Genomic DNA, 14,791 nt, shown 5'->3' on the forward strand with positions numbered 1-14,791 from the left:
TCCTTACGTCGCGAGGTCCCAGTCCGAAAGCCAGATGCTCTCCAGCTCGCGCCGCTTGAGCTCTCCGGCGACACTGCGGCTGTAATGTTCAAGGAAGGGCCCGAGGGCGTTCAGCTCTCGCTCGGCCAATTGCACCGGCAGCGGCGCCGACAACGTGCCGCCCACTGCCGTGAGCGCCATCGTCATGCCGACGATCTCGTCGATGGCAGTGCTGGTCCACGCTGGCGCATCGCCGACGAGCTGCATCAAGCGCGGCTCTGTGGTCTGACCAGCGCGAAAGTGAAGCCCGATGACGCCCATGTCGACGACCGAGCCCGGCTCCATACGCGGCGCGTGGACGTTCATCCGGAACGCGGCGGTCCTGGTAAAGCTGCCGAGGATACCGTGCACGAATCGACGCTCACCCACGCCGAGGATCGCTTCACGGATGCCATCGAGCGCGGCGAGTTGGTCACGGTCGACCTCTTCGGTCGGCAGGAGCTGGCTACGCCCCTCCTGCTGGCGCAGGTCTTGTTGCGCCGACTGCACGATGGCTCCGAAGCGTTGCGACGCGAGCCCGATGATGATCGGCCCGGTCGGGTTCCACGGGAAGAGCCGCCCGCGGTGCTGGGACCAGAATGACTCCACGGCGTTGCGCGTCACCGCATACGCCGCCTGGTATCCCTCGTCGCCAGCTCGGTTCGCGGGAGGGACCATGCTCCGGTCCATCACCAGTGGCGTGTCGAGGAAGATGAGGCGAGCGCGCTCTTCGGAGATGGCGCGGTCAGCAAGCTCGTAGGCCTGGCGAATCGCAGCAAGAGCGAGTCGCTTTGACTGATTTTCGTAGTTGATGTCATCGATCTCGCACGTGCTGTCTTGGCCCGCGGTCGAGATGGCGTTGTGTTCGACTAGGAGGTCACATCGAGCAGCCGCCGCGCCATAAAGGAAGCCGCCGATGGTCTTCGTGGTCGCGGCATGCGTCGCAATACCGGAGGCCCGGGCGTTGATCGGATTGGGTCTCTCGACTGCGCGCACGAGGCCCGCCTTCACGAACAGCGGCGCGACTCGCTCAAGGTCGCGAATCTGTTTGAGCAGCCGCCCAACGGTTCCGGGCAGGTGAACCTGCGACTGAACCGCGAGCGTCTGCGCGAGCGTACGGTTGTGGGTCTTCATCGGTTAGACACCTCGCGAAGCGCGCCGACGTAGGGCGCGTAGGGGCTCTGCATTACAAGTTCATACGCCTCACTCGTCGGCATGGCGCCATCGACAAGGCCTCGATCGCGTAGCTCCGTCAAGAGCGAACGACCTCTTTCGAGCGAAAAACGAAAGACAGACGAGGAGCGAAGTCCTGCGATGGCCTGCTCTTCGTCGGCGAACGTCTGGCTCAGGAGGAAGACCAGGAACCCGTAGTGGTCGGGCGAGAGCGCCGTTGCCACGGGCGTCTTGGCTGGCTGGCTATCACCCGCGAGCACAACAAGGCTCGCAAGCCAGCTCTCGAGGTCCTCGGGAGCGTCCAGCACCGCCAACGACCACAGCGGCAGGCACGTGACCGCGAAGAGCCCTGCTGCCGGGTGGAGGCGATACGAGCCCACGCAGACGCTGAGGTCGCTCCACGTCGCGCCGGGTACCGCCGGAGTCTGCAGCTTACCCGTCAGCCGGTAACCCACTTCGTGTGCGAGCACTTTGGCGAGTCCTTCACCTCCACGCGGAGCGGACTCCACGCGCTCCGCCTGCCACGAAACAGGTCGCTCGCACCCCCCCCCGGCGAACGGCGGTAGCAGCAACAGCAAGTGCCCCGGCACGCGGGTCCACTCGATGAGCTGGATCTGCTCTGCCTCCTCGACGCTCTGGAACGCTTCGGCGAACGCGAGGACGACGGCGCGACCATCTGGCAGCTCGGTGCTCGGCGTGGCTGAGAGCGTTTCCTGCAAGATCCTGCCACGACGGTGCGTGGCGAGCGCGCCGTGAAGAAAAACCGGCACCGTCACGACCGCGCTCCCAGCCGGTAAGTCCGCTGCACGAGTTCACGCTTCACGAGCGCATCCGCCTCCTGCGGCTCGAGCGCCGGGTCGCGGCCGGCGTCGAGTGCCGCTACGATGACGCACCAACGGTCAAAGCTCACCCCGGAACCGTCGAGCTGCTTGCCGGCCGCGACGCTAATCTCGTGAACGTGCGCTCTGACGACCGTCTGCGCCTCCGTAAGCGCCCCTGCGTCTTCGACGTCCTTGAGTCCAAGCGGCTTCGGAGCGGTCGTGCCCTTGGCACTAGCCAAGGCGTCGAGCCCGCGCTGCGATCGAAGCAGGTCGGGGCCTTCTATGAGGCGTTTTCGGTATTCCGCCACGGCGTTCTCGACCGAGAGCACATGACCGAGCAACTGCGCCAGGTAACTGCGCGGCTCCTCGAGCAGCTCGCGTGCCTTCGACATCAAGGGCTGAAAGTTGCCGAGCCGCGCCAGAGCGTCAAACTCTGAGCGCAGTCGATCGACATCTTCGCCGCGCGCGCTCTCCAAGGCACCCTCGATGAACTTCGGACGGCCCTGCAGCTTATCAAGTTCGGGGACGTTCTTTGGGTATTGAAAGTCGGCGGGCGCCTTCGTGAGCACTGTCTGGAGGGTCGAGATGCGCTCGACGGCTCCGCGGAGGTCCGACTGCAGCTTCTCGTGGACCCTCTTCAGGTCGCGGAACGCAGTGACGATTTGGCCGTCGCACTCCGCCAACGGGGCCTCTGTCCACGTCGAAAGGTCGATGCCAACCTCACGCGCGAGGCTCTCCAACTGTACCGTCGCGTCCGCGACCTTCAAGTCCCGCAGATTCTGGCGCAGCGTGCCCGGTTCGTTCGCCTGGACGACTTCGGTGGCACCGGCCATCGCCCCAGCCGCGAGTGCACCGTCGATGATGTGGACTATTTTCTCCAGGGAGAGCGTGAAGAGCGCGATCGGGAAGCCCTGGATCGATGTCACGTCCAGGCGCATCTCGTCCGCAAGCGATACCGTCCTAGCGCGTACCCGCTCCTCCGCGCGCCGAACGTAGGCAACGAACAGCGACGCACGGCGGATGCGCTGCCACAGGGGAACGTTGTCTGATTCGAAGTCGAGTGTCTTGACGTTCGCGTCCTGCTGAATGGCCTGGTAGTCCTCTCGGCGATAGACCCAGTCGATATTGTTCAGAACCTGGCGACGCCGCTGCGCAGCAACGCGGAAGCCATCGGCTGTCGCCGGCTGCGTCTCGGATTTGTCGAGCAAGTCGAGGTCGGCGGTGCTCTCCTTGAGCTTCTTGCGCGCCGTGAGGGTCTTCGTGCCAGGAGACATAGCCCCCTCCGGTGCGAAGAGATCCTGCACCCGCCCGGCACCGAAGACAGCCTCCATCTCCCCAACGAGCTTCGGGTAGTCCTTCCTCAGCCAGTTGTCCGCCTCCTGCACGGCACCTCGGAGCTCGGCGCGCTTCGTTGCAGTGTAGGCGTCGGCGGTCTTCGCACCGGGCTGCTGATTTCCAAAGCCCAGCTCACGGATGATCGACATCCACTCGAAGTAGGTGTCCTTGGGTTTCACCCCTTCCCACGTGTAACCCCAGAACCACTCCCGCTCTGCGAGCGCGAGCGTCCAATCGCCGTTCAACAGGCGCCGGATTGCCGCGACGAGGAACGCAGGAAACTGCGGCTCGGCTGCGTCGTCGAGGCTCGAGAACAAGCCGGCCCGCTCGCTGTCGCCGTATCCGGCTGCGCGCGCCTTCGGCGTCACTCCTAGCTTGGCTAAGAGCGTTTTCAACGTCTCAACGTCCACGCCCGACTTGTCGTCGAGGTTTGCGAGAGAGGCTGGGGCGTGTGTATCAATAGCGAGGACGCGCCAGGCACGCATCAGCAGTTCCTGTTCCAACTCCTTGAGCTTGCCGGACGACCGGAGCGGCCACGCGATGCGGCCGAGGTCGTTTAGTTGCTGACGGAAGCGTCCCACCTCATCCGAGAACGGGCGCACGAGGCTCTGCAGGCGGTTGCTGAACGCGGTCGTGAAGCCGTGGCCATCGAGGCGAAAGCCAGTGCTCGCCTGCGTCGCGACACCGACCTGGTGGAGGATGTACTCCTCGGTCGATGTGAGCTGGTAGAGCAGCAAGAAGCTCTTCGCGCCCGTTAAGGTGTCACTGGACGGATTCGCCATCACGTCGACCAGCGCACGCGAGGCAGTAAAGGCAATCACGGGCGTTCGCCCCTCTTCGCCGAACTGTGCGCTCGCTGCCTTGCATAGGCGCTCCAGATCATCGACGTTTTTCACCCACGCAAAGAGCACGCGGCCCTTGGGGTGCACCTTCAGGCCATCGAATGTGACGAGGCCGCCCCCCGACGCACCCCGACTAGCAGGTGACGTGCCGATGACCGTCAGCGAATCATCGCGGATGCCGGAGGGCGCCGCGTCATACGCCCAGTGATGGTCGATGACGCGCATCGCCCCGACCAGCACCTGCAGGGCCCGCTGCTGCTCGGTCTGCGTGCGAAGCGCGGAGAGGGCATTCTCATGAGCCGAGTTTTGGTCCGGGTCGCGGAAGATGAGCGACGTCTGGCCTTGCTTGCGGTGGCGCAGGTCGAGCCGGGCGATCATCTCCACGCTCGGCCCCACGTGTGTGGCGGTGTCGGGCTCGAGATCCTCGGCCCCTACAAAGCGACGCCAAAGCGCGCGCGCCGCATCCTCGGCAGCGGCGTGCGGATAAAGCAGCGACACGAGGTGAACGAAGTCAGCCTGGCGAAGCGGTACGACAAGCGTGTGCTTACCGTCAGTGCGGCGCTGGCCTTTCGTCTCGTGAATGGCGTAAGTGCCGAGGTTCGAGAGGAGTTGGCGAAGGTCGAGCGGCTGATCGACACCGCCGAGCCTCCAGACGCCTCGATCGCGCGTGAACTTCGAGACGCGTAGCGCATCTGCTGCCTCGAGCTCGTCCCACTCGACGCGGCGGAAGAGCGTCGCAATCGGTTCGTCGTACTCGTTCCGAGCAGCAAGGATGGCGCTGCGGGTCTCAGGCGAGTAGGTGCCGAGCGGAACCGGGAGCTGCCCATAGAGCAGGTCGCGAGCGGTAGCAAGCTGCGCTCGGTCTGGGATCTTCAGCATCTCGATCGCGTGGTGATCGAGGACGTGCTGCTGCACGCGCCCAGACACCCGGACGAGCTCGTCGAACAGGGCCCCGACCGTGGGGGCGTCCTTCTCACCGCGCGCGCGCTTGTCGCGGAGACGCTCATCAATGCTCGCCATAACGACATTGAACCAGCCGAAATTGCCGGCGCTCATCGCGTATGCGGCTTCGACTAGCCCCTGTGGGTACGACTCAGCCAGTCGTCCGTCCTTCTCCAGCGTTTGCACGAAGTCGCTGACATCGGAGAACGCGTTCGATTGGAGCTCGGTGAGCTCGAAGCGGCGCGCAGTGGATTGGATTTCGCGCAGCTCATCGCCGATGGCCGGCGAGCAGAGAGCGACGTAGCGCAGCCAAGGGAGCTTGCGGCGCGGATCCTCCTCCTTGATGGCCTTTCCCATCAGTTTGATGGCGCGGCCGTCGAGGTGCTTGATGTCGGTCGAGTCGAGCCCGAACGTCGCGGCTTCTGCAGCGGTTTCGAGCTCGTCTAGCACGACGAGCACGTACTTGATGCCGAGCGAGTGCAGGTACTCGTAGGCAGCTTGGCAGAGCCGGGTCGCCAGCTCAGGGTCCTCGTAGAGCTTCTCGTCGGAGTGGTTGGCCGACGCCTCGAGCGCCACCGCGAGCTTCTTCGGGTCGAAGCCATCCACGATCAGGCGGTCGGCCGCCTCTTTCGCGATCTGACCCTGGATTGAGCCGTCGAACGTGCCGCGTGTTAGCGGCAGGAGCGCCTTGTAGAGGCCGTAGGCGAACCAGTTGTCGACGTTGTTGTAGTCGTTCGCAACCTGGCTGTATCGGATGTAAAGCCCGAGGTATTGGTCGCGATCCTTCTCGTCGTGGAAGAGGTTCGCCTTCACAAGTGCACCATCGTCACCGCGCACCCACCAGCCTCGCGACGTGTCGTTGATCTGCGCCACCAGCTCGTACCCGAGGCGCGACTTACCAACGCCCCACTGCGCAATGACCGCGAAGACGTGCGCGAACTTCTCGGCCTCGTCGTCGACGAGGTGGATGAAGTGACGGAACGTCTCGAAGAAGCGGCCTTGCCCCACGATGGGATGGGTGAGCGGGTAGCTCGAGACACCGGTTGCTGCCCACTGGTGCGTCGTTTTGTTGGTCATCGTATCAGCTCTCGTTCGGTCTCCAGCGCGGCCCACGCGTTCTGGAAAGCTTCGTTAAATTCGGTATGAACGACCCAGCGCACGAGCTTGCGCGTGGGGTCAGCGTGCAGCCCCCGCCCGTGACGCGCTTGCCCGGGTTGCGCATCGAGCAGCTCCAAGGCGCCTTTTTTCGCGGCTAGATCGATGAGTGCATCCATCCAGCGCGCGAAGGCCTCGTCGCTCGGACTAACGCCGAAGGTCCGGAGCAGCTCGCGCAATACCGGCTCGGCGGCAACGAAGCCACGGACGTCGGCATGCCCACTGATAATATCGGTAAGCACCTGCGCTGGCGTTGCCTTCCCGACGAGGTCAGCCTCGAGCGCGCTCGGCAGCGTCACCTGTCCCGTTCGACTGAGCCAGTCCACAGACTCGAGGAGGTGCAGGGGCGCCGTGAGCGGCGTGAGCGAGAGGTCGTCCTTGCCCTTCTTGCGCGTCAGGACATCAGGATCGTAGGCCAGAATCTCGCAGTGCGCGCGCGCGAGCCAACGCGCCGCCGTCTGTTCGGCGAGCCCGTCGAACCACGTCTCCGGCTCGACATGGTCTCGCAGGAGGAGTGAGCTGCCCGCCTTGAGCCCCGTGCGCCCACTGCGGACCTCGGCCCAGCGCGCGAGCTCCCAGTCACCTTGTTGTAGCCGAGCCAGCAGCAGGCGCAGCCACGGGCTCTCGCGAACGAGATAGGCTGCGAGCAGCTCAAGTCCCTGTTGTGCATCTTCCTTCCAGTGTCGTAGCAAGATGCGGGATTCGTCGGTCAGGTCCCATCGGCCTTCCGCATCGCATGCAATGAGGCCCACCCCGGGCAACAGGGCGCGGCCCTCGCGCTGGAACACACCGAAGAGCCCAGCTGCCCCTCGTCGGGCGATGACGCCGACCAGGCTGCGATCGGCCACCGCGCGCGGCGTGCCCGTCTGCGGTGCGCGCTGCGCAGCACCGGCGAAGGCCTCTAGCGCGCGAAACCACGACTCCGGATCGCCAGACTCGGTCCAGAAAGCCGGTCGCTCGAGGTGGAGCACGGGTGCAGCCGTCATGCCGCCTCCTCACCGCTCGCTGCGCTCGCTCGTGCAAGGCGTTCGCGCGCCCAGGTTTCGGCGACACGACGGATGGCGGCGGTCACGGGCGAACCAAGGCGATAGAAGGCGCGGCTGCCGAGCGCGCGGTAGCAAGCATCGGAGAATGAAGGATGGATGGAGTACGCGGGGTGCCGGCCGCCGGAACCATGCTCGAAACGCCAGACCTCTCGTCGTTGTACGGCGTCGATGACGAGGCCGAGATGGTCGTCGAGCGTGCGGGCCGTAACGCGATGCCCGAGGATCGTCACGCCGAGCTGCGCGAGCGTGCGCTGCACCAGCTCACCGAGGGAGCCGCAGCGGATTTCCTCACCACTTGGCAGCGTCACCACGACCTCGACGCGCAGTGGGCTCTGGAACAGTGGGACGTGCGCGGGCTCGAGCTCGTAGGAGATGCCGCCCGATACGCGCTCGGCCTCCCACGCTTCCTTCGTGAAGGTCATCTGCGCGAGCAGGAAGGCCCACGGATGGTGGAGTGCCCAAAGCATCGAGTCGCCGCCGCCTCGGCCATCGAGCGCGCCGCTCAGGACCACGTGGGCAGGCACGGCGTCGGTCGATGTCGGCAGACGTAGGAGCCGCCCGGGCCGCCACGCCGTCGACGGATCGTCGAAGGCGATGTCGGGGAGCAATGATGGGGGCGCGCCGCTCGGCATCACGGCGGTCGCAGCCAGCACGCGCAGCAGCACCGGAAACGCCGAGGCTTCGTGCGCGGCGGCAGGGAGTACGGCACGCTCCAGCTCACTGAAGGACGTGGGCGAGAGCGACGGCCTGTCCTCCTTCACAAGCTCTGTCGCGAGTACGCCAGCGGCCGTGACGGCGTCGGCTAATGCCGCGACGTCCTTGCGTTCGCCCATTTCGGCGAGCCGCGCACGAACCACGCATAGCCACGCGACGCGCACCTCCGGCAGGAGCGAGAATACGGCAGGAAGTGACTCGGCGGCGTTAGGCAGCCGATCGCCGAGCGCGACTACGGCGGGCGTCGCAACGAGCGCATCCCCCCGCTCGCTCCACAGGCCCGCGGCGCCCAGGCCCCCCAGGCTACGAAGGACAGACGATTGCGCCTCGCCGTGCGCGAGCAGGTTGTGCATCTCGTCGATCGTGCGCGCAAGAGCGCGCCCCTGGAGAGCCGCGAGGGTCATCGGTCCTTCTCCCCATCCGGCTCGTCTAGGAGCGCGTAGAGGCCGTCGAGGTCCGGAATGACAGGCGTCGCGTCGGGGCCATCGTTCCGTCGGAGCGACTGCAGGATAGTCCGGTCGGCACTGCGATCGCCCATCTCAAGCGCCTTCTGCGCAGCGACGAGATCGGCTTCGGTGAGGCGGCCCTCAATGAGCTGCTCAACCAGCACCGTGGCAATGATTGTCAGTACTTTGGCAGCGTCTGCGCACCGTCCGGCGATGAGCATCGTGTCATCCGTTGCAAACCAAGCCCCCCGTTCCGTGTCCGGCACTGACGGAATTGGGATCTCGATGCTCTTCACGTCACCCGGATATGAATGAGCCGTTATGCCGCGAATGGTCGACTGGATCTGGAGGTATCCGATCTGGGTCTTGAGGTATTGACGAATGAACGACGCTGGGACCTGCTCTCGGTCCACACGAACGACCATAACCTCCGTTGAGGGGTACGGCCCCTCGAGCTGGGAGTAGGTCACGTCGCGCCCGATGTAGCTCTTGTTGTGGGCAGCGTTACACAGCAAGAGGTCGTGAAGAGCAAGGGCGCGCGCACCATCTGTGGGACGTTTGACCGTTCGCAACGCCCCCTCGACGAAGCTCCGTCCCAGGTTGGCGACTGTCGCCTGGAGTACTCCCTCTTCGGATTCCGGCTGACTCTGGCCGTTGATGACGACAGTGCTCAAATCGTCGAGGGAGCGTATGCTTCCGCCGAGCTGCCGGAAGTACTGCTCAACAGCGGAAGGATAGAAGTGTGCATCGAGGCGCTCCGTCAAGGATCGAAATGGCAAACGACGGGTGCGCTTGGCAAAATCAATGCCAATCGGGAGGACGATGTGCTTTGCGTGGATCGCTGCGACGTCCTTCTCAAGCCTCCGCGCGCGCTCGCGTAAGCGATCAGCCTGCCGAACCTTGTCCCCGATGTAACGCTGCGCTGCGATGTCAGGTGTTGGAACCGGCACCTGGCGAACGTGCTCGTTGACTAGGTTCAGCTGTCCGGTACTGCCACTAATCCCTTGCTCGAGCGCACGCTCACCCCACCAACTAGAAAGAAACGCGCAAACAAAGGCAGCATCGGCCCCGGGACCAATGGAGACACGTGCAAGGTGCTGATTCGTGAGTGGAAGGTCCGATCCGAAGTACATTCCAACGCGACCAATGCTGCCCGCGCCGGTAACATTCAGCACAAGGTCTTCACGTTCGATGCAGTAGTGGGGCCAGCGCGCTGTGTCGGAATGCTCGACGAAATCCACCTCGCTTGCGTCAACGACGACCCCGAGCACGTTTCTGGTCTTAAGGCACGGATGTCCCGTGGAGGTGAAGGTCGGGTGCGGGCCCGGTCCGATGACGTTGGAGCAAAGCTGCGCCAGCGGCCGCCACGTCATGCTCCGAATCTTACGAAGCGCTGCAGTGACGTCGGCGCGATAGGACTGCGCAGACCAGACCACACCCAGGTCTTGGGTGCTGATCCGGTTGATGTGGCGCGTTTCGCGAAGCGAGTCGACGGCCATCACTCCCCCCGCACGTACGCGCCGACGATGGCGGCGAGGTCATTAGGAACGCCCGCACTGTAGTCCTCGACGTTGTTCTTCACGAGGTAGCCGAGGGTCTCCGCAACAGCCATGAAGACGTCGGTCTGCGGCTCGTCCTGGAACTTCTCCGAGTCGTCCTTCCGGGCGAGGCGCTTCTTCAAGTAAAGCACGCTGGTCTTGGCGCCCGTGCCCGAAAGCTTGAAGGTGTCGGCGGGCAGACTGATGACGCCCTTCACGATGGCCTTGCCACCGTGGAACTCGCCCGAAGCCTCATCCTTCGTGCCCATGATGTACTCGCGCACGTAGCGGTCGCCTGAGTTGCAGAGCACTCCGTCAGGCAGAACGATGAGTAGCCGCCCACCGGGCTTGAGGAGCTGCAGGCAGCGGTCGATGAACAGCACCGCCGGGTCGGTGTTCGTCGATGCCTCCTTCCAGATGCTCTTGCTGTTCGGCGAGCCCCCCATAGCGAGACCGGTGACCGTCGGGGAGTAGTCGTACCCGCCGCCGCGGCCGTTGCGCGGCGCGAGGTCGGAGCGGAAGGTCTCGAGGATCTTCTCCATCGCCTCCTCGTGCGCCTTCTTCGCCTCCTCCTGCCCCTTGTTGAACTTGGGCGTGCCAAAGGGCGGATTGGTACAGATGAGATCGAAGGTGCCAGGCTGGAGCTGCGGGCTGATGAGCGAATTCTGCGTGTAGAAGATCCGCGCCTTCGGCGCACCGAGAAGCGCCATGTTCACGCGCGCCAGCATCACCATTTGAGGAGAAGCATCAGCACCGGCGAAGCTATGCTCGCACATCTCCTCGAAGAGCTTCCTCCTCGCCTCGTCGGTCGCCGTGGCCTTGCCACCTATCTCGTCGAGCGTGCGGCGCAAATGGCTGAGCGCCACCGAAAGGAAGCCACCGCTACCGCAAGCAGGATCGCAGAATCGGAACGCGGGCCACCCCTTGCCATCGCGCGCCACGAGGCGTGCAGCGTCCTCGGTGCTCTCCTTGATATCGTGGAAGGCGAGGGACAGCATCGCCTGTTTCACCGGGGCCGGAGTGAGGTAGATGCCGAGCCCCCCCTTGGACTCGAAGTTAGCGCGCAAAAAGACGTCGAAGGCACGACCCAGCACATCGGCAGCGATGTCGGCAAGCGTGCCCTGCGCTTTCACGGCCTCGCCTCGGTTGTCGGTGACGGGCCCAAGATCCTGGATGAGCGAGAGGACCGCTTCGTAGTTGCCCGGCTGCGCCAGCCGCAGGTGCGCGTTTTTGTCGAAGATGGGATGCTTCTCGCCCGCGTCGTCAGTCACGACGTAGTCGGGATGCAGCTTGAAGTGCTCGAAGGCCGACTGGATCTCGGCTACGGCAGAAGCCCCGTTCGCCTTCACGTGCCCAGCAGAAAAGACGTCCTTCAGATTCAACTTCTTACCGTTGTGGTCGAAGTTCAGTGCGCCGTCGCTATGGTGCAGGCGGAACGATTCGAGGAAGAGAAGCTTCGCCACCTCTTCGATGATGTCGTTCTTGCCGTTCACCCTATCCTTGTGCGTCTGGTAGATGCGCTCGTGCAGGGCGTTGAAGCCCTTCATGAGGCGGTCGTACATACGCATCGACCAGCGGTAGGTCGGATCGGCCTTAATGCGCTTGTACTCGTTAATCTCGCGAAGGCTTGGTAGCCTGTCGATCTGGTGCGGCGCGCCGGGTGCGAGGTCGAAAATCGCCTCGAGCTTGCCCTCAGCGTCCTTCACGACGGCAAACTGCGGGTAGTGATTCTGCGCGGTCTCGGGCGGAGGCAGGGTCCACGACAACATCTGCACTTCGTCAGCGTTGCTGCGGCTCCAGGCTCCAGCGGGAAGCACGAGGGCCAGCACACGCGGAGTCTCCACGCCTTCATGGCGCCCCCACAACACGGCGGCCGACATGCCCGCCTCGCTAACCTTGAGCTCGAACTTCTGGTCGAAGCCAGCGCGCGCGAGCGAATAGACGAGTGAGTTGAGGACGCTGCTCTCTTCAGAGCTGACGGTCGTCGTCTCCTGCGCTGCGGTGGTGGTCGGGGCCTTCTTCGGACGGGCCATTTGTGTTCTCCTGTGCCTACTGGGTGATGCGAATGAGTTTTGGGCCGAAAATTTCGAGCCCAGCCGTACGACGAACGACGGCCAGGATCTGCTCGTCGGTCGTCACGAAGTGATTGGGAAGGCGGGCGCGCAAGTGCGCCACCGGAACCGGCTTGCCGGCAAACGACTGCACCGCGTCGACGATGGCAGCCTGCAGGTCGTCCGCGGTGTCGCCAACGCCGATGTGGAAGCACCCACTTTCGTCGCGCTCTACGCCCGGCGCGCAGAGAAGGAAAAGCTCCAGCTGATCGCGGCTCCACGTGCTGCCGGAGAGCCGTGCGCGCTCGTGCGCATCGTCGAGGCTGAAAGGCTTCTGCTTCAGCGTGTTCAGAAGTTCTTCGGCGTGTCGCGGCGTCACTGGATAACCTCCTTGCCGAGCGGGTGAGACGAGGTGAACGGCCGGTGGACCGCCTCGAATACCTCCGACAGATCGTCCACGAGCGCAGCCCACCGGCGGTCAATTGATCTGCGAGCCGCGTGATGCTGTTCGACAGCGCGCTGCCAGCGGTCGCGCACATCGCGCGGCGGGATCGGCACGCGCAACGACCGCAGCGCGTCGGGCGGAACGAACTGCTGTACGGCCCCCACGGTGAGGCGTGCGGCCTGCGAACGAAGTGACTCCGTCGAGAGCAGCAGCGCCCATGCAGCCGGCGTCTCGCGGAATCGTAAACGCACCCAGCCATCGACGGGGTGTGTGTTCGGCGGAACGCTTTCGTCCACGAAGGCCGCCCGAAAGCTTTTGCCGAGGGTGGACAGCAGCACCTCGCCGGGCAAGAGCGGCTTCGCCAGCGTGCGGTTGGGAATGAGATCGCAAATCGGAGCACCGTCAACGAGAAGATCGTCGGCGACGTCACCGAGTCGAAGGGCTCGCGCTCCCTCGTGCGCCTGGCTAAGGCGAGCGCGGTCCTCAAACGTGGCAAGGTCGGCGAGCTTCACCCAGCCGGCCTCGCCTTCGAGAGTCGACTGCTCAGCACGAAGCGCGACGGCAGCCGGCAACCAGCTATCGTTCGACATCGCTTCGCGCGCGAAGAACACCCCAGCGGACAGCTCGTGCTCCTGATGCGACGCAGCGCTCGCCTCCGCGTCGGCCTCATCGCGCACGCGGTGAAGAGACTCGATCGTCAGCGTGGACTCATCGATGAGATCGTGGAGGCGCGCGGAGAGCCCCTCCATCTCCGACGGCACCGGCGGCACTCGCAGGGATGCGAGCGCGCTGATTCCGACCCGCTTTAACACGCCAGACTCGCTCAACAGGAGCTGTTCGTATCCGGTCTGATTCAGGCACAGCGCCACCCACGCGGCCGCAGACTTCGAGAGCCCGCGCACGATCAGGGAATTGCCGTCAACCGGGTGCCGCCTCGCGTTCAGTGAGACGTACGCGGCGCGGACGGGAGCGAGCTTGTTCAGCACGATGTCGTCGGGCTGAACACACCAGCGGCCACCGATCTGAGGCGCTCCCCAGTGCTGTTCTCTGAGCACCAGGTGCAGGCGCCCTATGTTGGCTTGCCGGTAGACGGGCATCGTCGCTGCTCTGGGGTCATAGGCAAGAGCACCCGGGGTCTCGCTCACCCGCCAGCCCTCGAGAACTCGCCCTCCCAGGTCGCTGATTGACTGACCGGTGGAGCCTGCTTGGAGAGCCGCCGTAGCCGGACTCGCGAAATACAACGGCGACCATCCGGGGGCTGCGCCCAGGATATCGGGAGAGATGAAGTTTGCTAGTACGTGCGGACTCACATTCGAAATAATACAAAGTGGCAGCCCCTCCGTCAATCGCTTTGTGAGGTCACACGTACAAACGCATCAAATTCGAAGCCTACGCACGGTTGACAGTCCCCCTTGCTTGCATCAGACGACTCGACGGCCGTATCAGAACTGAGACATGGCAGGCAGTTTTGGCTGAAAGGGTTCCCCCTTCGCCCCAGGGTGGTTCAACATTGAAGTTCGTTTCTCTCATCTGCACATCGGCATCCGCGCTGCCGAGTTGCGACCTTATCGCTACAGCGATCTAGAATCTTTCAAATCCATATCACTCCCCTGAGCCCGGCCAATCACGGCCGCTCCGTCTGGGCAATCCTGTCCAGACGAACGTGCCTCAGGAGGCCAGTGATGTTTCCCAACTCCCCGATTGAGTACTTGATTGCCTTCGCACTCGCCTTCGCCGGCGGCGTGCTGATCGCCGTGTACTGCCGCAATGTCCACAAGGTGGGTCGTGAGGCTGCTGCCCATGCGTGAGCCGCCTTTCTTCGCCCCACCGGATGAGGACGACGACGAGGAACAGGCCCACACCGGAGCAGGCGCGGCACAGCACTTCGGGACAGGCTCACGGGACGTCCGCGTTCGCTGTCCGTCTTGCCAGTCCCCTCGCACCGAACCGCGTCACGTCGCACGACGTATTGGCGGTGCTGTCGGCGCCGCGGCAGGCGCAACGAGTGCCATCGCCATAACACTATCGGGCGCTGAAGCAGGCGCCGCCGCTGGACTCATCGTCGGCCCCCTCGGCTCGGCCTGTGGTGGCATCGCGGGCGCCATTCTCGCCGGGCTGGTCGCGGGCGCCGCCGGCTGCGCCGCGGGAGCGGCCTGCGGCGAGACGATCGACCAAAAGGTCCTCGACAACTGGCGCTGTCTCGCCTGCGGGCGCACCTTCGGCGTCCCCGCACGCTGAACGCCCCCCCCTCACCTTGTTTCGTCT

10 protein-coding genes are annotated in these 14,791 nt (G+C 64.5%); 1 reads left to right on the top strand and 9 read right to left on the bottom strand.

All coding sequences use genetic code 11. The features are described 5' to 3' along the window. Window positions 1–3 precede the first annotated feature (3 nt). Genes HWX22_RS17015 through HWX22_RS17055 form a run of 9 tightly spaced genes read right to left on the bottom strand, consistent with a single transcriptional unit; the run spans window position 4 to window position 13,623 of the window. On the bottom strand, window positions 4–1,152 hold the full coding sequence (locus HWX22_RS17015) for a hypothetical protein (protein WP_175916078.1): 1,149 nt from the start codon (window positions 1,150–1,152) through the stop codon (window positions 4–6). Continuing rightward, a complete protein-coding gene (locus tag HWX22_RS17020) occupies window positions 1,149–1,967 on the bottom strand; it encodes a hypothetical protein (protein WP_175916079.1) in 819 nt (272 codons plus the stop codon). The genes HWX22_RS17015 and HWX22_RS17020 overlap by 4 nt, the downstream gene beginning before the upstream one ends. Further along, window positions 1,964–6,208: a hypothetical protein gene (locus HWX22_RS17025; protein WP_175916080.1), complete on the bottom strand. Its 4,245-nt coding sequence runs from the start codon at window positions 6,206–6,208 to the stop codon at window positions 1,964–1,966. The genes HWX22_RS17020 and HWX22_RS17025 overlap by 4 nt, the downstream gene beginning before the upstream one ends. Continuing rightward, a complete protein-coding gene (locus HWX22_RS17030) occupies window positions 6,205–7,272 on the bottom strand; it encodes a hypothetical protein (RefSeq protein WP_175916081.1) in 1,068 nt (355 codons plus the stop codon). The genes HWX22_RS17025 and HWX22_RS17030 overlap by 4 nt, the downstream gene beginning before the upstream one ends. Further along, window positions 7,269–8,450, bottom strand: a complete 1,182-nt coding sequence (locus HWX22_RS17035) for a hypothetical protein (RefSeq protein WP_175916082.1) — start codon at window positions 8,448–8,450, stop codon at window positions 7,269–7,271. Before HWX22_RS17035 ends, HWX22_RS17030 begins: the two co-directional genes overlap by 4 nt. Then, complete coding sequence (locus HWX22_RS17040) at window positions 8,447–9,991, bottom strand: restriction endonuclease subunit S (RefSeq protein WP_175916083.1); 1,545 nt, start codon at window positions 9,989–9,991, stop codon at window positions 8,447–8,449. Before HWX22_RS17040 ends, HWX22_RS17035 begins: the two co-directional genes overlap by 4 nt. Next, window positions 9,991–12,063, bottom strand: a complete 2,073-nt coding sequence (locus tag HWX22_RS17045; protein WP_175916084.1) for an N-6 DNA methylase — start codon at window positions 12,061–12,063, stop codon at window positions 9,991–9,993. The genes HWX22_RS17040 and HWX22_RS17045 overlap by 1 nt, the downstream gene beginning before the upstream one ends. A gap of 16 nt (window positions 12,064–12,079) precedes the next feature. Beyond that, window positions 12,080–12,460, bottom strand: coding sequence for a hypothetical protein (locus HWX22_RS17050; RefSeq protein ID WP_175916085.1), 381 nt, complete (start codon window positions 12,458–12,460; stop codon window positions 12,080–12,082). After that, complete coding sequence (locus HWX22_RS17055) at window positions 12,457–13,623, bottom strand: hypothetical protein (RefSeq protein WP_175916086.1); 1,167 nt, start codon at window positions 13,621–13,623, stop codon at window positions 12,457–12,459. Before HWX22_RS17055 ends, HWX22_RS17050 begins: the two co-directional genes overlap by 4 nt. A 585-nt stretch (window positions 13,624–14,208) precedes the next feature. Here HWX22_RS17055 and HWX22_RS32265 point away from each other — a divergent pair. Next, window positions 14,209–14,334, top strand: coding sequence for a hypothetical protein (locus HWX22_RS32265; RefSeq protein WP_279610437.1), 126 nt, complete (start codon window positions 14,209–14,211; stop codon window positions 14,332–14,334). Window positions 14,335–14,791 lie beyond the last annotated feature (457 nt).

Source organism: Burkholderia sp. BCC1638 (assembly GCF_902833195.1).
Classification (GTDB): domain Bacteria; phylum Pseudomonadota; class Gammaproteobacteria; order Burkholderiales; family Burkholderiaceae; genus Burkholderia; species Burkholderia diffusa.

Bases quoted from the DNA above. Each gene is read 5' to 3' on its own strand.
- HWX22_RS17040 (WP_175916083.1), bottom strand. From the start codon at position 9,991: ATGGCCGTCGACTCGCTTCGCGAAACGCGCCACATCAACCGGATCAGC.
- HWX22_RS17025 (WP_175916080.1), bottom strand. From the start codon at position 6,208: ATGACCAACAAAACGACGCACCAGTGGGCAGCAACCGGTGTCTCGAGC.
- HWX22_RS17035 (WP_175916082.1), bottom strand. From the start codon at position 8,450: ATGACCCTCGCGGCTCTCCAGGGGCGCGCTCTTGCGCGCACGATCGAC.
- HWX22_RS17055 (WP_175916086.1), bottom strand. From the start codon at position 13,623: ATGCCCGTCTACCGGCAAGCCAACATAGGGCGCCTGCACCTGGTGCTC.
- HWX22_RS17015 (WP_175916078.1), bottom strand. From the start codon at position 1,152: ATGAAGACCCACAACCGTACGCTCGCGCAGACGCTCGCGGTTCAGTCG.
- HWX22_RS17030 (WP_175916081.1), bottom strand. From the start codon at position 7,272: ATGACGGCTGCACCCGTGCTCCACCTCGAGCGACCGGCTTTCTGGACC.
- HWX22_RS17045 (WP_175916084.1), bottom strand. From the start codon at position 12,063: ATGGCCCGTCCGAAGAAGGCCCCGACCACCACCGCAGCGCAGGAGACG.
- HWX22_RS32265 (WP_279610437.1), top strand. From the start codon at position 14,209: ATGTTTCCCAACTCCCCGATTGAGTACTTGATTGCCTTCGCACTCGCC.